The sequence below is a fragment of the Streptomyces sp. NPDC058246 genome (assembly GCF_042881985.1).
Taxonomy (GTDB): domain Bacteria; phylum Actinomycetota; class Actinomycetes; order Streptomycetales; family Streptomycetaceae; genus Streptomyces.
Genome location: NZ_JBHVWZ010000039.1, coordinates 65,899 through 83,561, shown reverse-complemented (window position 1 = coordinate 83,561; position 17,663 = coordinate 65,899). Strand labels below are relative to the sequence as shown.

The following is a 17,663-nucleotide window of genomic DNA, read 5'->3' as shown; positions in this document are numbered from 1 at the left end:
CAGCAGCTGGACATGGAGTCCAACGGCAAGTCGGTGGACCGCGACGGGCAGCCCGTGGAATGGCAGACCGGTCCGGTGGTGTGGGGCACGCCCGGTACCAACGGGCAGCACGCGTACTACCAGCTCATCCACCAGGGCACCAAGCTGATCCCGGCGGACTTCATCGGCTTCGCCAACCCGGTCCACGAGCTGAGCGGGGAACTCCAGGCCCAGCACGACCTGTTGATGGCGAACTTCTTCGCGCAGACGCAGGCGCTGGCCTTCGGCAAGACGCCCGACGAGGTGCGTGCCGAGGGGGTGCCCGAGGAGCTGGTGCCGCACAAGACGTTCAAGGGCAACCACCCGACCACCACCATCCTCGCGCGTGAGCTGACCCCGTCGGTCCTGGGCCAGCTGATCGCGCTGTACGAGCACAAGGTGTTCGTCCAGGGCGCGATCTGGAACATCGACTCCTTCGACCAGTGGGGCGTCGAGCTCGGCAAGGTCCTCGCCAAGCGGATCGAGCCCGCGCTCACCGAGGCCGCGGACGTGCCCGGCCTCGACCCCTCCACCGCCGCCCTCGTGGCCGCCTACCGCACTCTCCGGAAGAAGTGAACTGATATGCAGCTCGGACTCATCGGCCTCGGCAAGATGGGCGGCAACATGCGCGAGCGGATACGCCGCGCGGGCCACACGGTCGTCGGCTACGACCGCAATCCCGACCTCGCCGACGTGAACAGCCTCACCGAACTCGTCGGCAAGCTCGAAGGCCCGCGCGTGGTCTGGGTGATGGTGCCGGCCGGCGCCCCCACCCAGTCCGTCGTCGACGAGCTCGGCGACCTGCTGGAGCCCGGCGACACCGTCGTCGACGGCGGCAACTCCCGCTGGACCGACGACGAGAAGCACGCCGAGGAGCTGGCGGCCAAGGGCATCGGCTTCGTCGACGCGGGTGTCTCGGGGGGTGTGTGGGGCCTGCAGAACGGCTACGCCCTGATGGTCGGCGGCGACGCCGAGAACATCGCGAAGGTCCAGCCGGTCTTCGACGCGCTGAAGCCCGAGGGCGACTTCGGCTTCGTGCACGCGGGCAAGGTCGGCGCGGGCCACTTCTCCAAGATGGTCCACAACGGCATCGAGTACGCCATGATGCAGGCCTACGCCGAGGGCTGGGAGCTCCTGGAGAAGGTCGACTCCGTCACCGACGTGCGCGAGGTCTTCCGCTCCTGGCAGGAGGGCACGGTCATCCGTTCCTGGCTGCTCGACCTCGCCGTCAACGCGCTGGACGACGACGAGCACCTGGAGAAGCTGCGCGGCTACGCGGAGGACTCCGGCGAGGGCCGCTGGACCGTCGAGGCGGCCATCGACAACGCGGTGCCGCTGCCCGCCATCACCGCCTCCCTCTTCGCGCGCTTCGCCTCCCGCCAGGACGACTCGCCGCAGATGAAGATGATCGCGGCGCTGCGCAACCAGTTCGGCGGCCACGCCGTCGAATCCGCGAAGTAACGGCCATGGGTGATCTCCTGCTGGTCCGCCACGGCGAGACCGAGTGGAGTGTGTCGGGCCGGCACACCAGCTGGACCGACCTGTCCCTCACCCAGCACGGCGAGGAACAGGCCAAGTCCCTCGCCCCGCTGCTCGCCGGCCGGACCTTCGCCCTCGCGCTCACCAGCCCGCTGGGCCGCGCGGTGCGCACGGCGGAACTCGCGGGCATCTACGGGGCCGTACCCGATCCCGACCTCCACGAGTGGGACTACGGCGCCTACGAAGGCGTCACCACCGTCGAGATACACCGCACCCGGCCCGACTGGTACCTGTGGGACGACGGGGTGCCCGCCGGTCCGGCCGGTCACCCGGGCGAGTCGCCGGCTCAGGTGGGACAGCGCGCCGACCGCGTGCTGTCCCGGATCGGGCCGGCGCTGGCCGACGGTGACGTGATCCTGGTGGCGCACGCCCACTTCCTGCGGGTGCTCACGGCCCGCCGGCTGGGGCTTGCCCCCGCGGACGGACGGCTGTTCCAGCTCGCGACGGGCACGGTCAGCCGGCTCTCCACCGAGCACGGCCGTCCCGTGATCGCCGAGTGGAACGCCACAGGAACTTCTGCGGTGGCTCACTAGTTTCTACGGTGCTGTAGAAACCGAAGAGATTCCGGTCCGCCCGCCCGGGCGGGCCGGCCTTCGACAACGTATGGAGTTCTCATGGCCCTGTGGGACCGCATCAGGGAGTCCGCGTCGACGATGCAGACCCAGCTCGTGGCGAAGAAGAACGATCTCAAGAGCGGTGCCTTCCGCGACGCGAGCATGGCGATGTGCGCGCTCGTGGCGGCGGCGGACGGCTCGGTCGACCCGTCCGAGCGGCAGCGCGTCGCCCAACTGATCGCCACGAACGAGGTGCTGCAGAACTTCGACGCCATCGACCTCCAGCGGCGCTTCGACGACAACCTGAACAAGCTGACGGCCGACTTCGCCTTCGGCAAGGTCAGTGTCCTCCAGGAGATCGCCAAGGCGAAGAAGAAGCCCGCCGAGGCGCGTGCCGTCATCCAGATCGGCATCGTCATCGGCGGCGCCGACGGCGACTTCGACAAGACCGAACAGGCCGTCGTACGGGAGGCGTGCTTCGCCCTCGACCTGCCGCCGCACGAGTTCGACCTCTAGCCGTATGACCGGCCGTGGTCGTGGGCGTGGGCGGCCGAGGGGGTCAGGCGCCGCGTGATGTCTTCTTGCGCCACTTCACGAACTCCTGCTCCGGGTCCCCGGTGTACGACCACGGCGTCCGGGCGGCCCGCCTCCCGAGCAGCGTGAACAGCGGTGCCGCGAGGTCGGCCGTCCCGGCGTAGCAGGCCGCGTGCGTCAGACAGTTGAGGTCGCGCACCTCCCAGGGCGTCACGGGGCCTTCCGGACGAGCCGTGATCCAGCGCTGCCAGGTGCGTCGTACGTCGCTGACGGCGGCGTCGTGGTTCCAGTGCTGGCCGAGCCCGACGACCGCGTCGCGCTGTCCCTTCGCCCCGTCGAGGATGTAGCGGTACTCCTCGACGCGGGCGTACTGCACCAGGACGGGCAGCGCGCAGCTGGGCGGCGCCACACCTGCCGCGTCCCGGGCGAAGTCGTACATGAGGCCGTGTGTGCCGTGCCAGCGTGACGAGTAGTAGTGCAGGATCTGGAGATGCCCCTCCATGCTGTACGGGTCGCGGGTGTGCAGTTCGTCCCACCAACGGCCCAGCTCCTGGCGGCGTACGCCGGTCGGGTAGAGCCGTCCGACGGAGATCAGGGAGATCCAGGGCGTGGGGTCCTCGGGGCAGGCGTCCGCGGCCTGCAGGCAGGCCATCACCGCTCGGTCGACGCGCTGCGGGTCGATGGGCACGCCTCGGCCCGCGGCGATGGCCACGTTGAAGGCGCGCGCCACGTCGGTGGCGGCCCGTAGCACCAGGGCGTCGGCGCTGCGGGGTTCGGCGGCCAGCCAGGACTCGACGGTCGAGTTGCCCGCGCAGGCGGGTGCGAGCAGCCGCATCCGGTGGCTGCGCGCCGGCCAGTCGGGGCCGGTGGCGCGCAGCAGCTCCCGCAGGCCCTGCCAGCGGCCGATGACGATGTCCTGGCGCGCTGAGGTGAGTTGTCGGTCGCCGCCGTCGGGATCGAAGTCGGGGGTGAAGCGGTCTCCCGCCATCGGGTCCCTCTCAGAAGTCGGTGGGGAGACCCTCGTGAAGGCGGGAGCGTTCGGTCGCCGCGGCGGTGGTGTAGCCGTCGGGGATGTACTCGGTCTCGACGACCTGGGTGGCGTCCAGCTTGGCGGGGCGGTAATAGTCGCTGCCCTGCTTCCAGTACCAGACCATGGGGATCAGGCCGACGGCGATGCCGCCGATGCCGATCGCGATCGACGCGTTGCTGAGGTCCCCCAGCGATTCGACGAAGATCCAGAACATGAACAGGGCGCCGAGGAAGGGCCACAGGCCGCCGAAGAGGAAGTTGGCCGGGGACTTCAGCAGCATCTTGCGGTAGGCGACGACCACGGCGATGCCGGCGAGGCCGTAGTAGACGGCGATCTGCAGACCGATCGCGGCGATGGCGTCGGAGAGGATGTCGCCGACCGAGCCGAGGGCGTTGGAGGTCACGAACATCACCAGGGCCACCGCGCCGACCACGACGATGGCGACCCACGGGGTGTTCCACGTGCGGTGCACACGGCCCAGCGCCTCGGGCATCGTACGGTCGCGGCCCATCGCGAACAGTGAGCGGGTGACCTGGATGAGCGTGGTCTCCAGGGTGGCGATGGTGGACAGCATCACGGCGACGATGAGCAGCTTTCCGCCCCAGCCCGGCCAGATCTCCTCGCCGAGCACGCCGAGGACGTTGGCGTCGTTGTCCTGGATCTGCCGGTCGGTGAGGATGACGTTCACCGCGATGGTGAACACCTCGAAGAGCAGGAAGACGATGCCGACGCCGATCAGGCCGGCGAGGCCCGTGGTGCGGCGGCTGTCGCGGGTCTCCTCGCTGAGGTTGCTGGTGACGTCCCAGCCCCAGTAGTAGAAGGCGGCGATGAGCGCGCCGGACGCGAAGCCGCTCACCCCGTCGAAGTGGCCGAAGCCGAGCCAGGACCACTCGAAGGACCGGGCGTTGTGGGTGTGCAGCAGGGCGCCGACCGCGAAGACGGCCAGGATCGCCAGCTCCACGCCGGACATGAGGAGTTGGGCTCGGACGGTGAGCCGGGCGCCGCCCAGCACCACGAACAGCATCACCAGGAACCAGGCCGCGCCGACCGCGGTGGCCAACCCGGTGTTGTCGGCGAGCTTTTCGTCGAAGAGGGAGAGCGTCATGGCGCCCGCGGGCAGCGAACCGGCGACCATGAAGATGGTCGCCGAGATGACCAGCGCCCAGCCGCTGAGGAAGCCGAGGAAGGGGTGGAGGGTGCGGCCGACCCAGGAGTAGCTGGCGCCCGCGTTGACGTCGATCCGGCCGAGGTAGCTGAACGCCAGGGCGATGCCCAGCATGGGTATCGCGCAGTACAGGAGGGCGGCCGGGCCGGCGAGGCCGACCGCGCCGACGAGGACCGCGGTGGTCGCGGCCAGCGAGTACGCGGGGGCGCTGCCCGCGACCGCCATCACGACCGTGTCCAGCGTACCGAGGGCATTGGCCTGAAGCCCTCTGCCCCTGTTGTTGCTCATGCTCGTGCTGCTTTCCGTCCTGCACGACGCGCCGGCACGCACGCCCGACAACGCCGTGTTGTAAGTGGGGGGTGTCAAGGTCGATGCCGTACAACCGCCGTCATCGGGCAGAGGGTCGCTCCGCAGGTGAGGTGATGATAGCGGTGGTGGTTCGCCTTTCAATGTCAACCGGTCGGTAATTTACGGCTGCCGACGCCCCGGCAAAAGCCCTGCACGACCGGCCGGTTCAGCAGGCGCCTTCGCACACTGCCGCGAGATCCATTGACATGAACCTGCACGGACAGCCACCCTTCATGCTTGAACCTGCACGATCAGACGCTGTTTCAAGCACCTGCAAACACCACGCCGTTGGTTTGAGTGGAGATGCGTACCGTGCGAAGACTCCGACACCGTTCCTGGGCCATGGCGGGACTCGCCACCGCCCTGGCCGTCACCGTGCTGAGCGCTCCGGCGCGGCCCGCGCTCGCGGCGACCCCGCCGAGCGCCGTTCTCGACGACGCCCACCAGAGCGTCAGCTGGCAGAGCCCTGTCTACGCCAAGGGCACGTCCGGTGGTACCGAGAGCTGTCCGTCCGCCGCCGAGGACCCGGACGACAAGGTCTGCGACCGCTTCGACGTGAAAGTCTCGGTGCCCGAGGGGTATTGGGCCGACAACCCCGAGGGCGGCGTACCGATCTCGATCGAGTGGCAGCACCCCACCGACGACTTCGACCTCTACATCTACGACGACGCGGGCAAACAGGTCGCCTCCAGCGCCGGCACCGCCGATCCCGAGGCCACGGTGATCCCGAACGCGTCGGGGACATACCATGTGCTGGTCGTGCCGTACGACGTGCACGACAACGCGTACACCGGGAAGGCCTATCTGCCGCGGACCACGGACGCGGGGGATCTCACCTCCTTCGCCGGGAGCGACGGCAGCTACACCATCGAGGCCGGACAGCTGAAGGCGCGGGCCGACTTCCTGACGGGCGGCCAACTGCGCCTCCAGGCCGACCCGTCCGGTTCCCTCACCGACCCCGCCGGCACGGCCATCGTCCGCGAGCAGCCCGCCCTCCAGAAGCACACGTCATCCTTCGACGCGGGCGCGTACTACGGCGTCCGCTCCCCCGACGCCGTCCTGCGGGTCTACAAGAAGCCCCTGCGCTTCGGTCTCTACAAGGCCGACAACCGCACACCCGTGTGGCAGGAGGACAAGCCGCTGCGCTGGTCCACCAGCGGGATGCGGCAGAGTCTGGCGCGCGCCACGGACGAGCAGTTCTTCGGCGGCGGCGAACAGAACGGCAGCTTCGCGCACCGGGATCAGACGATGTATGTGGCCAACAGCTTCGACTGGAACGAGGGCGGTTACAACAACTCCCAGCCCTTCTACCTCTCCAGCGCGGGTTACGGCGTCTTCCGCAACACCTTCTCGCCCGGCGTCTACGACTTCCGCTCACCCGTGCGGACCGGACAGCAGGAACGGCGCCTGGACGCCTACTACTTCCTCGGTGACGCGAAGAAGGTGATCGGCAAGTACACGGCGCTGGTGGGCAAGCCCTTCATGCCGCCGGTGTACGGGCTCGAACCCGGGGACTCCGACTGCTACCTGCACAACGCCAACCGCGGCGAACGGCACACCCTCGACGCCCTGAAGATCGCCGACGGCTACACCGCGCACGACATGCCGCTCGGCTGGATGCTCGTCAACGACGGCTACGGCTGCGGTTACGAGAACCTCGCGGAGACCGCCAAGGGCCTCCAGGACCACCACGCCCAGCTCGGTCTGTGGACCCAGGACGGCATCGACAAGCTCGCCGACCAGGTGAAGGCGGGCCAGCGCGTGGCCAAGCTGGACGTGGCCTGGGTCGGCAACGGCTACGGCTTCGCGCTCGACGCCTGCGACAAGGCCAAGGCGGGCATCGAGGAGAACAGCGACGCACGTGGTTTTGTCTGGCTGCCGGTGTCATGGGCGGGCGCCCAGCGCTGCGGTGTCCTGTGGAGCGGCGACCAGAAGCTGTCCTGGGACTACATCCGCTGGCAGATCCCGACGTACGCCGGAGCCACCCTGTCCGGCATCGCGTACAACACCGGTGACGTGGGCTCGATCTACCGGCACGACGCCAAGATGTACACGCGCGACCTCCAGTGGAAGGCGTTCCTGCCCGCCATCATGACGATGGACGGCTGGGCCTCCGACATCACCACCGGCAAGGCGGCCGACCAGCAGCCCTGGCTGGACGGCGAGCCGTACACCTCCATCAACCGCAGGTACCTCCAGCTGAAGGAGCGCCTGCTCCCCTATATGTACACGCTGTCCGCGGAGGCGACGAAGACGGGTGTGGGCGCGGTCCGTCCGCTGTGGCTGGAGTACCCGGACGACCCGAACACCCTGGGCGCGAAGGCGAAGTACGAGTTCCTCGCGGGCTCCGACTTCCTGGTCGCCCCGGTCTACCAGGACTCCGACACTCGCGACGGGATCTACCTGCCCAAGGGCACCTGGACCGACTACTGGACGGGCCGCACCTACCAAGGCCCGACGACGGTCGACGGGTACCACGCGCCGCTCGACACCCTTCCCCTGTTCGTGAAGGAGGGCGCGATCGTGCCCATGTGGCCGCGGGGGACGACGAGTTGGCAGACCCGCGACCGGCATGAACTGGACTGGGACCTTTACCCCAAGGGCGACAGCGGTTACACGCTGTACGAGGACGACGGCGTGACACGTCGGTTCACAGCCGGTGCGTCGGCGACGCAGCGCGTCACTGTGAACTCCTCCTCGCGGTTCACGGATGTCAACGTCGGTGCGAGCGTCGGCACCTACGAGGACAAGCCGACGGCCCGCTCGTATCGCTTCACCGTGCACGGCCAGACCGCGCCGAAGCAGGTACTCCTCAACGGTCGGCCGCTGCCCCGCGACGGATGGTCGTACGACACGGACACCGGGGTGACGACGGTCAGGACGCCCAGCCTGTCGCTGGACCGTGCCTTCTCCGTGCGCCTCCTGCGGTAACCCGGCGCGTCAACGCCCCGGGCGTCCCGCCGCGTGCTGCGCGGCGAGGCGCACCGGGGCGTTCTGCGCGCCGTAGCCGCGGTAGCCGCCGTCGCGCTGGACGAGTTCGAAGAAGACGCGGCCGACGGTCTCCGTGCAGCAGTGCCGGAACTCGCCGTCCGCGTCACGGTCGTCGAGGATGCCGAGCTCGCGGTACGTCGCCTGCTCGTCGTCGGCGAACTCATGCCGCGCGGCCAGGTCGTCGTAGTAGTCCGCGCGCATCGGCAGCAGCCGGCCGCCCGCCTCGCGGAAGCGGCGGGCCGCGGCGACCACGTCGTCCGTCGCGAGGGCGATGTGCTGGGCGCCGGCGCCCTCGTCGGTGGGGGCGGGTCCGACACCGAGGGCGACGCGCCGGGAGCCGGGAGCCGGGAGTTGACGTCTTCAGGCTGCCCCCGCGAGCCCGGACGTGAGCGCGGTCAAGGTACGACCCCGTATGTGAGCGCGGTCGAGGTCGGGGGCGGCTCAGCGTCCGCGGGGAATGCCGTACGCCCGCTCCACATGGAGCCGTAGCACGAGACGGCGGTCGCGCACCATGCCGGCGCGGTAGTCGTCCCAGTCGGGGTGCTCGCCCAGCACGTCACGGTAGAGCCGGATCAGCTCCTCGACGGTCTCGTCGTGCGGGTCCCCGGCCACCGGGGTCAGCTCGGCCGTGCCCTCGGCGACCGTGTACGCCCACCGGTCGTCGCTGGTCACGTGATACGAAGCCCGTGCGTCCCGGCGCAGATTGCGGGTCTTGGCACGGTCGTCGGTGAGCGATACGCGGACGATGCCCTCGTCGGGGTAGTAGGCGTGGCTGACGTTCGACAGCTGAGGCCGCCCGTCCCTCTTGAGGGTGACGAGCACCCCACCCTTGTACTCGGAAAGCAGCTTGAGCAGTGCGTCTTGCGTCGCGTCCTGAGTCATGTAGGGAGCAACCTCCGGGACGAGATCTCCATTCCCGAACGGGATTCCGAACGGGATTCCCGGGCGAACTCCGCCGGGCAGCCGCCGACAGGTGAGTAGACACTGTCTACGTCACCTGGTAGACAGTGTCTATGAGCGAATCGGAGATGGGGTTGCGGGACCGGCTGATCGAGGTCGGTGTCGACCTGGTGACCAGGGAGGGCGCCCAGTCGCTGACCCTGCGGGAGATCGCCCGGCGCGCGGGCGTCTCGCACGGAGCCCCGCGCCGCTACTTCCCGACCCACCTGGATCTGCTCTCGGCCATCGCGCGCCGAGGCTTCGCCGACCTGGGAGCCCGGGCCGAGACGGCTATCGGTGACGGCGACGGCGACGGCGACACGAACCCGCGCGAGCAGCTCATGACGCTGGGGAGGGTCTACCTGGACTTCGCGCTCGCCCAGCGCGGCATGTACGAGCTGATGTTCCGTCATGACCTGTTGGAGAGCGGCACCTTGGGTCTACGGGAGACGAGTCTGCCGTTGTTCGGCGTCCTGGTGGACCTGGTCGGCCGGGTGCGCCCCCACGCCGACGCCGCGGTCGTCGCGGGCGCCCTCTGGGCGAACCTGCACGGGATCGCCCAGCTGTGGGGCTGGGGCAGCCTCCGACTCGCCACGGGCGCCGACGACTTCGTACCCCTGCTGACTGCGGCACTCGACGCGCACCTCGGGCCGGAGGAGCGGTGAGCGCCCCCGGCGCGCGGTGCGACCGTGAACCGCCGCCGCGGCACTCGTCGGCCCGGCGTCGCCTCACACTCGCGAGCAGCGTCCTCGGTGCCGTGATCGTCGCACTGGACGGAACCGTGCTCACCGTCGCGCAGCCCACGCTGCAACGCGACTTGGGTGCCTCGTTCGCACGGGTCCAGTGGACCAGCACCGGGTATCTCATCGCCGTGGCCGCCCTGTTGGTGTTCGCCGGACGGCTAGGAGACAGGTACGGCCACCAACAGGTCTTCGCCGTCGGGACGTTGGGCTTCGGGGCGGCCTCGGCGGGGATCGGGGTCGCCCCCGGCATCGGCTGGGTGATCGGACTGCGGGTCGCACAGGGCGTCTTCGGCGCGCTGCTGCAACCGGCCACGCTCGGCATGCTGCGCGCCGCGTACCCTCCCGACCGGCTCGGGATGCCCATCGCGCTGCGCACCAGCGCCATCGGGCTCGCGGCCGCCGCCGGACCACTCGTCGGCGGGGCGCTGGTCACCCATCTCGGCTGGCGGGCCGTCTTCTTCCTCAACGTCGTGCCCGCGCTCGCGATGGGAGTGCTGGCGCTCACCGTCCGTGGCCAGAGCCGGGCCGCCGCCCCGGCGGGCGGCGGTCTCGACCTCCCCGGCGCCGGCCTGCTGGCGGTGGCCCTGGTGAGTCTGGTGCACACACTGGTCCCGATACCGGAGGCGGGCTGGACGACGGCGACCGTGCTCGGGCTGCTCGTCGTCGCGGGCGCGGGGACCGCGTTCGTACGGCATGAACGGCGTACCGCGAGCCCGCTGGTCCCGTCCGCCGTCCTCGGCTCGGCGACCATCGGCGCGGCGCTCGGCGTTCTGGTGGCCGCGTCGGCGTCGATGCTCGGCACGCTGTTCGTCGGCAGCTATTTCCTCCAGCGGACGCTGGGCCTCGACCCGCTGCAGACCGGCCTGAGGGCGCTGCCCTGCGCGGTGATGCTGGTGGTGGGCGCTCCCGTCTCCGCCGTACTCCTGCGCAGGCTCGGTGCGCGCCGGACGACCCTGGCCGGGACGATCGTCCTCACCCTCGGCGTCCTGCTGCTGTCCCGGCTCGACGAGGCGTCGACCGCCGTCGCCATCGGCGGTGGCTTCCTGCTGCTGGGCGCCGGATTCGGCACGGTGATGGTCACCGCGACGGCGGTCGTCGTGACGCACACCTCGGCGGAGTCCGCCGGCGTGGCCGGCGGACTCCAGCAGACCGCGATGAACATCGGGCCGACGCTCGGGATCGCGGCGGCGGCCACGCTGATGACGCTCACCACCGATGTCACGACGGGTCCGCCGCTGACCACGCTCGCGGCGGTGTCGGCGAGCGGCGCGCTGCTTGCCCTGAGGCTCCCGGGGCAGACGGGCGTCGTGAGCACCGGCCAAAGCCCCTCGGGTGCGCCGCACCCGCCCCTCCCCGACCCAGCCCACTCGACCACGCTGTGCCCACCCGCCCCCGGCCAGATCCCCTCGGACACCCCGCGCCCGCCCACCCCCGACCAACGCCACTCGGCCACGCCACACCCGCCCCACGCCGACCAGAGCCCCCCGGAGGACGCCTCACCCCTCCGTACGAGACCATGAAGAACAAGAGCCGCAGCTCGGAGGAGAGTCATGGGACATCTGCGACAGGAGGCCGAGCCTCGTGAGGCCGGCCTCGATCCGAAGGCGCTGGCCCGCCTCGACCAGCACTTCGCCCACCTCGTCGACGACGACCGGCTGCCCGGCTACCTCGTCGCCGTGGCGCGGCACGGCCGAGTCGCACACCTCACCACGTACGGATGTCGCGACCGCGAGGCCCAACTCCCGGTGGAGAGCGACACCTTGTGGCGGATCTACTCGATGACGAAGCCGGTCACGTCGGTCGCCGCGCTGATGCTCCTCGAAGAGGGGCGCCTCCGACTCGACGATCCCGTGGCCGACTTCATCCCGGCCTTCGCCGAACCGCGGGTACACGTCAGCGGATCCGGCCCCGACACGAAGACCCGCCCGGCCGCGCAACCCATCCTGATCCGCCACCTGTTGACCCACACCGCCGGCCTGACCTTCGGCTTCTACCACTCCCACCCGGTCGACGCGCTCTACCGCGACGCCGGGCTGGAGTCGTCGGTGGCGCCGGGTGCGAACCTGGCCGAGACCGTCGACGTGTACGCCTCTCTGCCGCTCCAGTTCGAGCCGGGCACCGAGTGGAACTACTCGGTCGCCACCAATGTCCTCGGCCGCGTGATCGAGGTGGTGTCCCGCCGGGACCTCGACGAGTTCCTCGCCGAGCGGATCTTCGGTCCGCTCGGGATGACGGACGCCGGCTTCCGCGTCACGGACGAACAGGCAGGCCGGCTCTCCGAGCTGTACGGAGAGGACGCCGAGGGCCGGATCACCCCGATCGCCGGGCTCCCGCTGCACGGCCGGCCCCGCTTCCTGTCCGGCAGCGGCGGCATGGTGGCCGGTGCCCACGACTACCACCGCTTCATGGAGATGCTCCGCCGCCGCGGTGAACTCGACGGAACCCGCCTCCTGGCCCCCGAGACCGTGGACCTGATGGCGTCCAACCACCTCCCCGGCAACGCCGACCGCCGTACCTTCGGCAGCCGGGTCCACCAGGAACCGGGCAACGCCGGCCTCGGTTTCGGCCTCGGCGTCTCCGTCGTGCTGGACCCGGAGCTCACCCGAGCCCCCTCCAGCGAGGGCGCGTTCGGCTGGAGCGGAGTGGCCAGTACGACGTTCTGGGTCGACCCCCGTCACGACATGACCGTGCAGTTCTTCACCCAGGTCCGCCCGACGACGTCCCACTCGATCTTCCCGGAACTGAAGCGGCTGGTACACGAGGCGGTCCTCGAGTGACCCGAGTGACCCGAGTGACTCGGCGGATACGAAGGACACGCAGGCCGTGGCAGAAGTGGCAGAAGTGGCAGGCGCATCAGACGCGGCAGGTCACACGAGGTTGACCTCCGGGCGCAGCGCGTCGGCGGCGAAGCGGTCGGCACTCAGCGGGCCGATGTCGACGAAGGGCGCGCGGCCCAGATACAGGTCGCGGACGACCTCGCCGACGGCCGGCCCCTGGAGGAAGCCGTGCCCCGAGAACCCGGTGGCGTACAGAAAGCGGGCGCACGAACTCGCCTCGCCGATCAGCGCGTTGTGGTCCGGCGTGATCTCGTACAGCCCCGCCCAGCCGCCCGTCCTGCGCAGGTCGAGCAGGGCGGGGGCGCGCCGCCGCATGGCCGCGTAGAGATGCGGGATCCAGCGGTCGTGGGTCTCGGTGGCGAAGCCGGGGCTCTCGTCGGGGTCGGACAGGCCGAGAAGGAGGCCGGGGCCCTCGGTGTGGAAGTAGAGGCTGGTCGTGAAGTCGATGGTCATGGGCAGATCGGGCGGCAGTCCCGGGACGGGTTCGGTGACGGCGATCTGGCGGCGTAGCGGCCGCACCGGGAGATCCACGCCGACCATCGCGCCGACGGCCCGGGACCAGGCGCCGGCCGCGCAGACGACCGTGCCGGTGGCGATCGTGCCCCGGTCGGTGACGACCGCCGTGATGGCGTCGCCGCGCGTCTCGATGCCGGTGACCTCGCAGTGCCGCAGCACGGTCGCGCCATGCCGGCGGGCGCCGGCGGCGTAGCCCTGGACCACGGATTCGGGCGTGCAGTGCCCGTCGTCGGGGGAGAAGGCCGCGGCCAGCAGCCCGTCGGTGGTGATCAGCGGGGACAGCCGCCGGGCCTCGGCCGGGGCGATCATGCGGCTGGGGACGCCGAGCGCGTTCTGCAGCCGTACCCCCGCCTCGAACGCGGCGACCTCCTCGGGCGTGGAGAGCAGGAAGAGATAGCCGACCCGGTGCAGCCCGATGTCCTGGCCCGGTTCCTCGCCGAAGCGGGCGAACGCCTCCAGACTGCGGGCGCCGAGCTGGATGTTGAGCTCGTCGGAGAACTGTGCCCTGACGCCGCCCGCCGCGCGCGAGGTCGATCCGGAGGCGAGTTCGTCGCGCTCCACCAGGACCACGTCGGGCACCCCGGCGCGCGCCAGGTGGTAGGCGATGCTCGTGCCCATCACACCGCCGCCGATGACGACGACCTGCGCGGTCCTCTGCATCGACGCGTCTGCGCCACTCGGGTTCATCGGCGTTCCCGGCTCGCGCGGGCGGCGGCGATCACGGCCCAGGCCGCGGCGGCGTCCTGGATGCCCAGCCCGACGCTGTTGTAGAAGACGATGTCGTCGGGGCTGGTACGAGCCGTGTGCCGGCCGGTGAGCACGCCGCCCAGCGGGATCAGGTCCTCCCGGGCGAGCCGGCCCTCCCGCAGTGCGTCGACCACCGGCCCCGCGTGCTCCGCGGCGGTCTCCGGATCGTCGACGACGACCGCGGCGGCCCGCCGTACGACCTCCGCGTCGACCTCGCTGCGGGTGGGCTCGAAGGAGCCGACGCTGACGACCGTGCAGCCCGGCGTCAGCCACGCGCCCCGGACGACGGGCGTGGCGCTGAGGGTGCAGGCCGCGACCATCGGCAGGCCGGCCACGGCCTCCTCCGCCGTCTCGACGGCCTTGACGGCGCCGCCGAGTTCGGCGGCGAGGCGCCGCGCCGCGTGTGCCCTGCGTCCGGGGTTGGGGCTCCACACCCGTACGGACCGCAGTTCCCGGACCCGGGCGACGGCCCGCGCGTGGGCGAGGGCCTGGGTGCCGGAGCCGAGGAGACCGAGCTCGGCGCTGTCGGCGGTGGCCAGCGCGTCGAAGGCGACGGCACCGGCCGCGGCCGTGCGCAGGGTCGTCACGGCGGTGCCGTCCATGACGGCGGCGAGCTGCCCGGTGACCGGATCGAGCGCGTTGATCACCGCGTGGACGGTGGGCAGTCCGGCCGTCGCGTTGCCCGGATTGACGCTGCCGATCTTGGCGACCGCTCCGGTGTCCGCGGACAGCCGCGCCAGATACGCGAAGACGACGCTGTCGTCGAAGCGGCTCGGGTGCATGATCTTCCCGGGCAGCTCCGCGGTGCCGTCACCGAGCGCGGTGAAGGCCGCGCGCTGCGAGGCGATCGCCGCGTCGGTGTCCAGCAGCTCCCCGACCTGCTCAGCCGAGAGATACAGCGGGGCGGTGCCTGGTCCGTCGTGTTCGCCGCGCTCATCGGGTTCGCCGTGTCCGTCGTGTTCGCCGCGCTCATCGCGTTCGCCGTGTTCGCCGCGTTCGTCGTCTTCGGTCATTCCTCAGTGATAACCGTCTTCGCCGATCCGCAAAAGATCGCCTGCGCCCAGTCACCGCCGTCCAGGTGAGGGAGGTAGTGGTCGAGGCGCTCCCGCTTGGTCAGCAGATAGCTGAGGTTCTCCTCGCACGGCGGGATCAGCAGCGGCACCTGTTCGGCGACCTTGATGCCGTGGCGCAGCAGCGACTCCCGCTTGCGCGGGTTGTTCGACAGCAGGCGTACGGACCGTACGCCGAGGTCGTGCAGGATGTCCGCCGCGACCCGGTAGTCACGGGCGTCCACCGGGAGGCCGAGGGCGAGGTTCGCCTCGACGGTGTCGAGGCCCTCCGCCTGGAGCTTCATGGCCTGGAGCTTGGCGAGCAGACCGATTCCCCGCCCCTCGTGGCCCCGGAGGTAGACGAGTATGCCCCGGCCCTCGGCGACGATGGCGCGCAGCGCGGCGGTGAGCTGGGGGCCGCACTCGCAGTGTGTGGACCCGAAGGCGTCGCCGGTCAGGCATTCCGAATGGAGCCGGGTGAGGACGTCTCCTTCTCCCAGGCTGTCCAAGTCGCCGTACACCAGGGCCACTTGTTCCTCGCCCCGGTCGTGGTCGAGGTAGCCGACGGCGTGGAAATCGCCGTGCACGGTGGGCAAGGGGGCAATCACGACTCGTTCGACACCTGTGAGGTGGGCATTCCCGCCGAGTACGCCAACGTTATCTGTCATGATCTGGTTCCTAAGCAGAGTCGAAAGGGCCGTGAAAACATGAGTAGTTCGGGAAAGCGCTCGGCGGTGTCCGGTCTGTTGCCACTGGACACCACGGAGGATGTGCGGGAGCGGGGGGCCGGTGTCGCCCGTCAGGTCGCCGTTCTTCCCGTCGGCAGCTTCGAACAGCACGGCCGGTTCCTTCCGCTCGCGACCGACACACTCGTCGCGTGCGCCATCGCGCGGGAGGTTGCGGCCGCGTATCCGGTCCATCTCCTGCCTCCGGTGACGATCTCCTGCTCGCACGAGCACGCGGCCTGGCCTGGGACCGTCAGCATCTCCTCCGTCACGCTCCACGCGGTGGTTCGGGACATCGCCGCCTCGTTGCGCGGGTCGGGCGTCGACACCCTGGTGGTGGTCAACGGGCACGGTGGAAATTACGTGCTGGGCAATGTCGTTCAGGAATCCGCCGGCAGCGGTACCCGCATGGCGCTCTTCCCGGCCCTGGAGGATTGGGAGACGGCGCGGGAACGGGCCGGTGTGGAGACTTCCCTGCTGACCGATATGCATGCGGGAGAAATCGAGACCTCCATTCTGCTGCACGCCCACCCGGAATTGGTCGGACCCGGTTATGAGAGCTCCGATTTCGTCGCGGACGACCGGCGGCATCTGCTCACCCTCGGTATGTCGGCCTATACCGAGTCCGGCGTCATCGGCCGTCCCTCGATGGCTTCCGCGGAGAAGGGGAAGGAACTGCTGGCGGCGCTCACCGATTCCTTCGGGGCGTATTTCTCCCTGGTGACGTCCGGGACGCTTCCTTCGGAAGAGGGCGATGCGGCGGTCCACGGGGCGACTTCGGGCGTCGACGAGTCTTCGCCGGTCGTTGATCGTCGGCATTGATCGTGCCCTCCTGCGCTCTCCTCGCGGGGGCGCCGGAGCGCCGCGCACCACCGGACGACCAGAACCACGGCGCCGGGCAGACTCGCCGCGAAGCTGAGCACTCCGTAGATCACGGCGACGGTCAGGCCCATGCTCGCGCCGAGCCCCGCCGCGCCGAACGCCCAGGCGGTGGCGCCCTCCCGGGGCCCCCAGCCGCCGACGTTCAGCGGCAGCCCCATGGCGAGCAGGGCCAGCAGCGCCAGCGGCGTCAACTGCGCCGCGGACGCGGTGGATCCGGCGACCCGGGCGGCGAGCACGAACATGGCCAGGTGACCGGCCAGCACCAGCACCGAGGAGAGCAGCACACCGGGCCAGCTCCCCCGGGCGAGCAGCGCGCCCCGCGCCTCGACGAGCGCGGCGCGGGCGGCTCCGAACCGCTCGGACCCGGCCGGGGGCCTGCCCCTGCGCACGGCGGCCACGGTGACCACCGCGCACACCGAGACGATCGCCAGGACCAGGGTGAGGTGACGGGCGTCCGCGAGCACCGGCGACGGCTGCGTGAGCAGCACCGCCGCCCCGACGGCCAGCAACACCGCCTGCCCGGCGGTCCGCTCGACCACCACCGCCCGCACTCCCCGGCCGATGTCCCCGGCGCTCTGCCCGTGCCGCACGGCCCGGTGCACGTCGCCGAGCACGCCGCCGGGCAGCGCGGCGTTCAGGAACAGCGCCCGGTAGTAGTCCGCGACGGCCGGCCCCAACGGCAGCCGGATCCGCAGCCCGCGGGCCACCAGACACCACCGCCAGGCGCTCAACACCGTGGTGAGCAGCCCGAGTCCGAGCGCCGCCAGCAGCGTCGTCCCGTCTATCCGCCGTAGCCCGTCCAGGAACACACCGGTTCCCAGCCGCCAGAGCAGCACACCGAGGATGACGACACCGGCGACCGTGCCGACGTGGGTGCGTATCCGGCGGGAGTTGAGCAGACCGCGCGGGCCCGCCGTGGTGCGGGGCGGGGCCGCCTCGCCGTCGACGAAGGCCCCGCTGCCGACGGAGGTGGTCCCCGTACCGCCGTGGTCGCGGACCGGCCCCGGGACAGCGGCGTCGGCGCGGCCGAGGGCCATGCCCGCGCG

General features: G+C 70.7%; 14 protein-coding genes and 3 pseudogenes. 9 read left to right on the top strand and 8 right to left on the bottom strand.

What is annotated here, in order from left to right:
- From ACFVXA_RS36135 to ACFVXA_RS36120, 4 genes and pseudogenes are all read left to right on the top strand, one after another.
- Positions 1-594, top strand: a pseudogene (locus ACFVXA_RS36135) (glucose-6-phosphate isomerase); the annotation flags it as partial.
- A gap of 6 nt (positions 595-600) precedes the next feature.
- Positions 601-1,479 (top strand): phosphogluconate dehydrogenase (NAD(+)-dependent, decarboxylating), encoded by an 879-nt coding sequence (gene gnd / locus ACFVXA_RS36130; protein WP_362032840.1) that lies wholly within the window; start codon positions 601-603, stop codon positions 1,477-1,479.
- A 5-nt stretch (positions 1,480-1,484) separates the two neighbouring features.
- Positions 1,485-2,090 (top strand): histidine phosphatase family protein, encoded by a 606-nt coding sequence (locus tag ACFVXA_RS36125; RefSeq protein ID WP_384022651.1) that lies wholly within the window; start codon positions 1,485-1,487, stop codon positions 2,088-2,090.
- 81 nt (positions 2,091-2,171) lie between these two features.
- Positions 2,172-2,627 (top strand): TerB family tellurite resistance protein, encoded by a 456-nt coding sequence (locus ACFVXA_RS36120; RefSeq protein WP_362032846.1) that lies wholly within the window; start codon positions 2,172-2,174, stop codon positions 2,625-2,627.
- 43 nt (positions 2,628-2,670) lie between these two features.
- Here ACFVXA_RS36120 and ACFVXA_RS36115 read toward each other — a convergent pair whose 3' ends face one another.
- Positions 2,671-3,633 (bottom strand): hypothetical protein, encoded by a 963-nt coding sequence (locus ACFVXA_RS36115; protein ID WP_390028330.1) that lies wholly within the window; start codon positions 3,631-3,633, stop codon positions 2,671-2,673.
- Positions 3,634-3,643: 10 nt separating this feature from the next.
- Positions 3,644-5,128 (bottom strand): APC family permease, encoded by a 1,485-nt coding sequence (locus ACFVXA_RS36110; RefSeq protein WP_389465709.1) that lies wholly within the window; start codon positions 5,126-5,128, stop codon positions 3,644-3,646.
- 372 nt (positions 5,129-5,500) lie between these two features.
- On the opposite strand from ACFVXA_RS36110, the gene ACFVXA_RS36105 reads away from it, so the two are divergent.
- Positions 5,501-8,119 carry a TIM-barrel domain-containing protein gene (locus tag ACFVXA_RS36105; RefSeq protein WP_390028329.1) on the top strand — a complete coding sequence of 873 codons (2,619 nt, stop codon included), beginning with the start codon at positions 5,501-5,503 and terminating at the stop codon, positions 8,117-8,119.
- Between the two features lie 9 nt (positions 8,120-8,128).
- On the opposite strand, the pseudogene ACFVXA_RS36100 reads toward ACFVXA_RS36105, so the two are convergent.
- Positions 8,129-8,524 (bottom strand): annotated as a pseudogene (locus tag ACFVXA_RS36100) (VOC family protein); the annotation flags it as partial.
- 96 nt (positions 8,525-8,620) lie between these two features.
- A complete protein-coding gene (locus tag ACFVXA_RS36095) occupies positions 8,621-9,061 on the bottom strand; it encodes a PPOX class F420-dependent oxidoreductase (protein WP_362032855.1) in 441 nt (146 codons plus the stop codon).
- A 131-nt stretch (positions 9,062-9,192) separates the two neighbouring features.
- Between ACFVXA_RS36095 and ACFVXA_RS36090 the strand changes: the two genes are divergently transcribed.
- From ACFVXA_RS36090 to ACFVXA_RS36080, 3 genes are read left to right on the top strand one after another with little or no spacing between them, the layout of a single operon-like run.
- Positions 9,193-9,783 (top strand): TetR/AcrR family transcriptional regulator, encoded by a 591-nt coding sequence (locus ACFVXA_RS36090; RefSeq protein ID WP_390028328.1) that lies wholly within the window; start codon positions 9,193-9,195, stop codon positions 9,781-9,783.
- Positions 9,780-11,381 carry an MFS transporter gene (locus tag ACFVXA_RS36085; protein WP_390028327.1) on the top strand — a complete coding sequence of 534 codons (1,602 nt, stop codon included), beginning with the start codon at positions 9,780-9,782 and terminating at the stop codon, positions 11,379-11,381. Before ACFVXA_RS36090 ends, ACFVXA_RS36085 begins: the two co-directional genes overlap by 4 nt.
- 30 nt (positions 11,382-11,411) lie before the next feature.
- Positions 11,412-12,638: a serine hydrolase domain-containing protein gene (locus tag ACFVXA_RS36080; RefSeq protein ID WP_390028326.1), complete on the top strand. Its 1,227-nt coding sequence runs from the start codon at positions 11,412-11,414 to the stop codon at positions 12,636-12,638.
- Between the two features lie 90 nt (positions 12,639-12,728).
- Here the strand turns inward: ACFVXA_RS36080 and ACFVXA_RS36075 are convergent, their stop codons facing one another.
- Genes ACFVXA_RS36075 through ribA form a run of 3 tightly spaced genes read right to left on the bottom strand, consistent with a single transcriptional unit; the run spans position 12,729 to position 15,678 of the window.
- The gene (locus ACFVXA_RS36075) at positions 12,729-13,874 is read right to left on the bottom strand and encodes an NAD(P)/FAD-dependent oxidoreductase (protein ID WP_390028334.1); all 1,146 of its coding nucleotides are present in this window, start codon (positions 13,872-13,874) and stop codon (positions 12,729-12,731) included.
- A gap of 23 nt (positions 13,875-13,897) precedes the next feature.
- Positions 13,898-14,974 (bottom strand): ornithine cyclodeaminase family protein, encoded by a 1,077-nt coding sequence (locus ACFVXA_RS36070; RefSeq protein ID WP_390028324.1) that lies wholly within the window; start codon positions 14,972-14,974, stop codon positions 13,898-13,900.
- Entirely contained in the window at positions 14,971-15,678 is a 708-nt protein-coding gene (ribA, locus tag ACFVXA_RS36065; protein ID WP_362032870.1) for a GTP cyclohydrolase II, read from the bottom strand. The genes ACFVXA_RS36070 and ribA overlap by 4 nt, the downstream gene beginning before the upstream one ends.
- A gap of 39 nt (positions 15,679-15,717) precedes the next feature.
- Between ribA and ACFVXA_RS36060 the strand changes: the two genes are divergently transcribed.
- A complete protein-coding gene (locus ACFVXA_RS36060) occupies positions 15,718-16,557 on the top strand; it encodes a creatininase family protein (RefSeq protein ID WP_384022702.1) in 840 nt (279 codons plus the stop codon).
- 137 nt (positions 16,558-16,694) lie between these two features.
- Here the strand turns inward: ACFVXA_RS36060 and ACFVXA_RS36055 are convergent.
- Positions 16,695-17,654: pseudogene (locus tag ACFVXA_RS36055) on the bottom strand (lysylphosphatidylglycerol synthase transmembrane domain-containing protein); the annotation flags it as partial.
- Between the last annotated feature and the right edge of the window lie 9 nt (positions 17,655-17,663).

What these genes read in the sequence shown, in the direction of transcription:
- gnd (WP_362032840.1), top strand. Translation starts at nt 601, where the DNA reads ATGCAGCTCGGACTCATCGGCCTCGGCAAGATGGGCGGCAACATGCGC.
- ACFVXA_RS36125 (WP_384022651.1), top strand. Translation starts at nt 1,485, where the DNA reads ATGGGTGATCTCCTGCTGGTCCGCCACGGCGAGACCGAGTGGAGTGTG.
- ACFVXA_RS36120 (WP_362032846.1), top strand. Translation starts at nt 2,172, where the DNA reads ATGGCCCTGTGGGACCGCATCAGGGAGTCCGCGTCGACGATGCAGACC.
- ACFVXA_RS36115 (WP_390028330.1), bottom strand. Translation starts at nt 3,633, where the DNA reads ATGGCGGGAGACCGCTTCACCCCCGACTTCGATCCCGACGGCGGCGAC.
- ACFVXA_RS36110 (WP_389465709.1), bottom strand. Translation starts at nt 5,128, where the DNA reads ATGAGCAACAACAGGGGCAGAGGGCTTCAGGCCAATGCCCTCGGTACG.
- ACFVXA_RS36095 (WP_362032855.1), bottom strand. Translation starts at nt 9,061, where the DNA reads ATGACTCAGGACGCGACGCAAGACGCACTGCTCAAGCTGCTTTCCGAG.
- ACFVXA_RS36090 (WP_390028328.1), top strand. Translation starts at nt 9,193, where the DNA reads ATGAGCGAATCGGAGATGGGGTTGCGGGACCGGCTGATCGAGGTCGGT.
- ACFVXA_RS36080 (WP_390028326.1), top strand. Translation starts at nt 11,412, where the DNA reads ATGGGACATCTGCGACAGGAGGCCGAGCCTCGTGAGGCCGGCCTCGAT.
- ACFVXA_RS36075 (WP_390028334.1), bottom strand. Translation starts at nt 13,874, where the DNA reads ATGCAGAGGACCGCGCAGGTCGTCGTCATCGGCGGCGGTGTGATGGGC.
- ACFVXA_RS36070 (WP_390028324.1), bottom strand. Translation starts at nt 14,974, where the DNA reads ATGACCGAAGACGACGAACGCGGCGAACACGGCGAACGCGATGAGCGC.
- ribA (WP_362032870.1), bottom strand. Translation starts at nt 15,678, where the DNA reads ATGACAGATAACGTTGGCGTACTCGGCGGGAATGCCCACCTCACAGGT.
- ACFVXA_RS36060 (WP_384022702.1), top strand. Translation starts at nt 15,718, where the DNA reads ATGAGTAGTTCGGGAAAGCGCTCGGCGGTGTCCGGTCTGTTGCCACTG.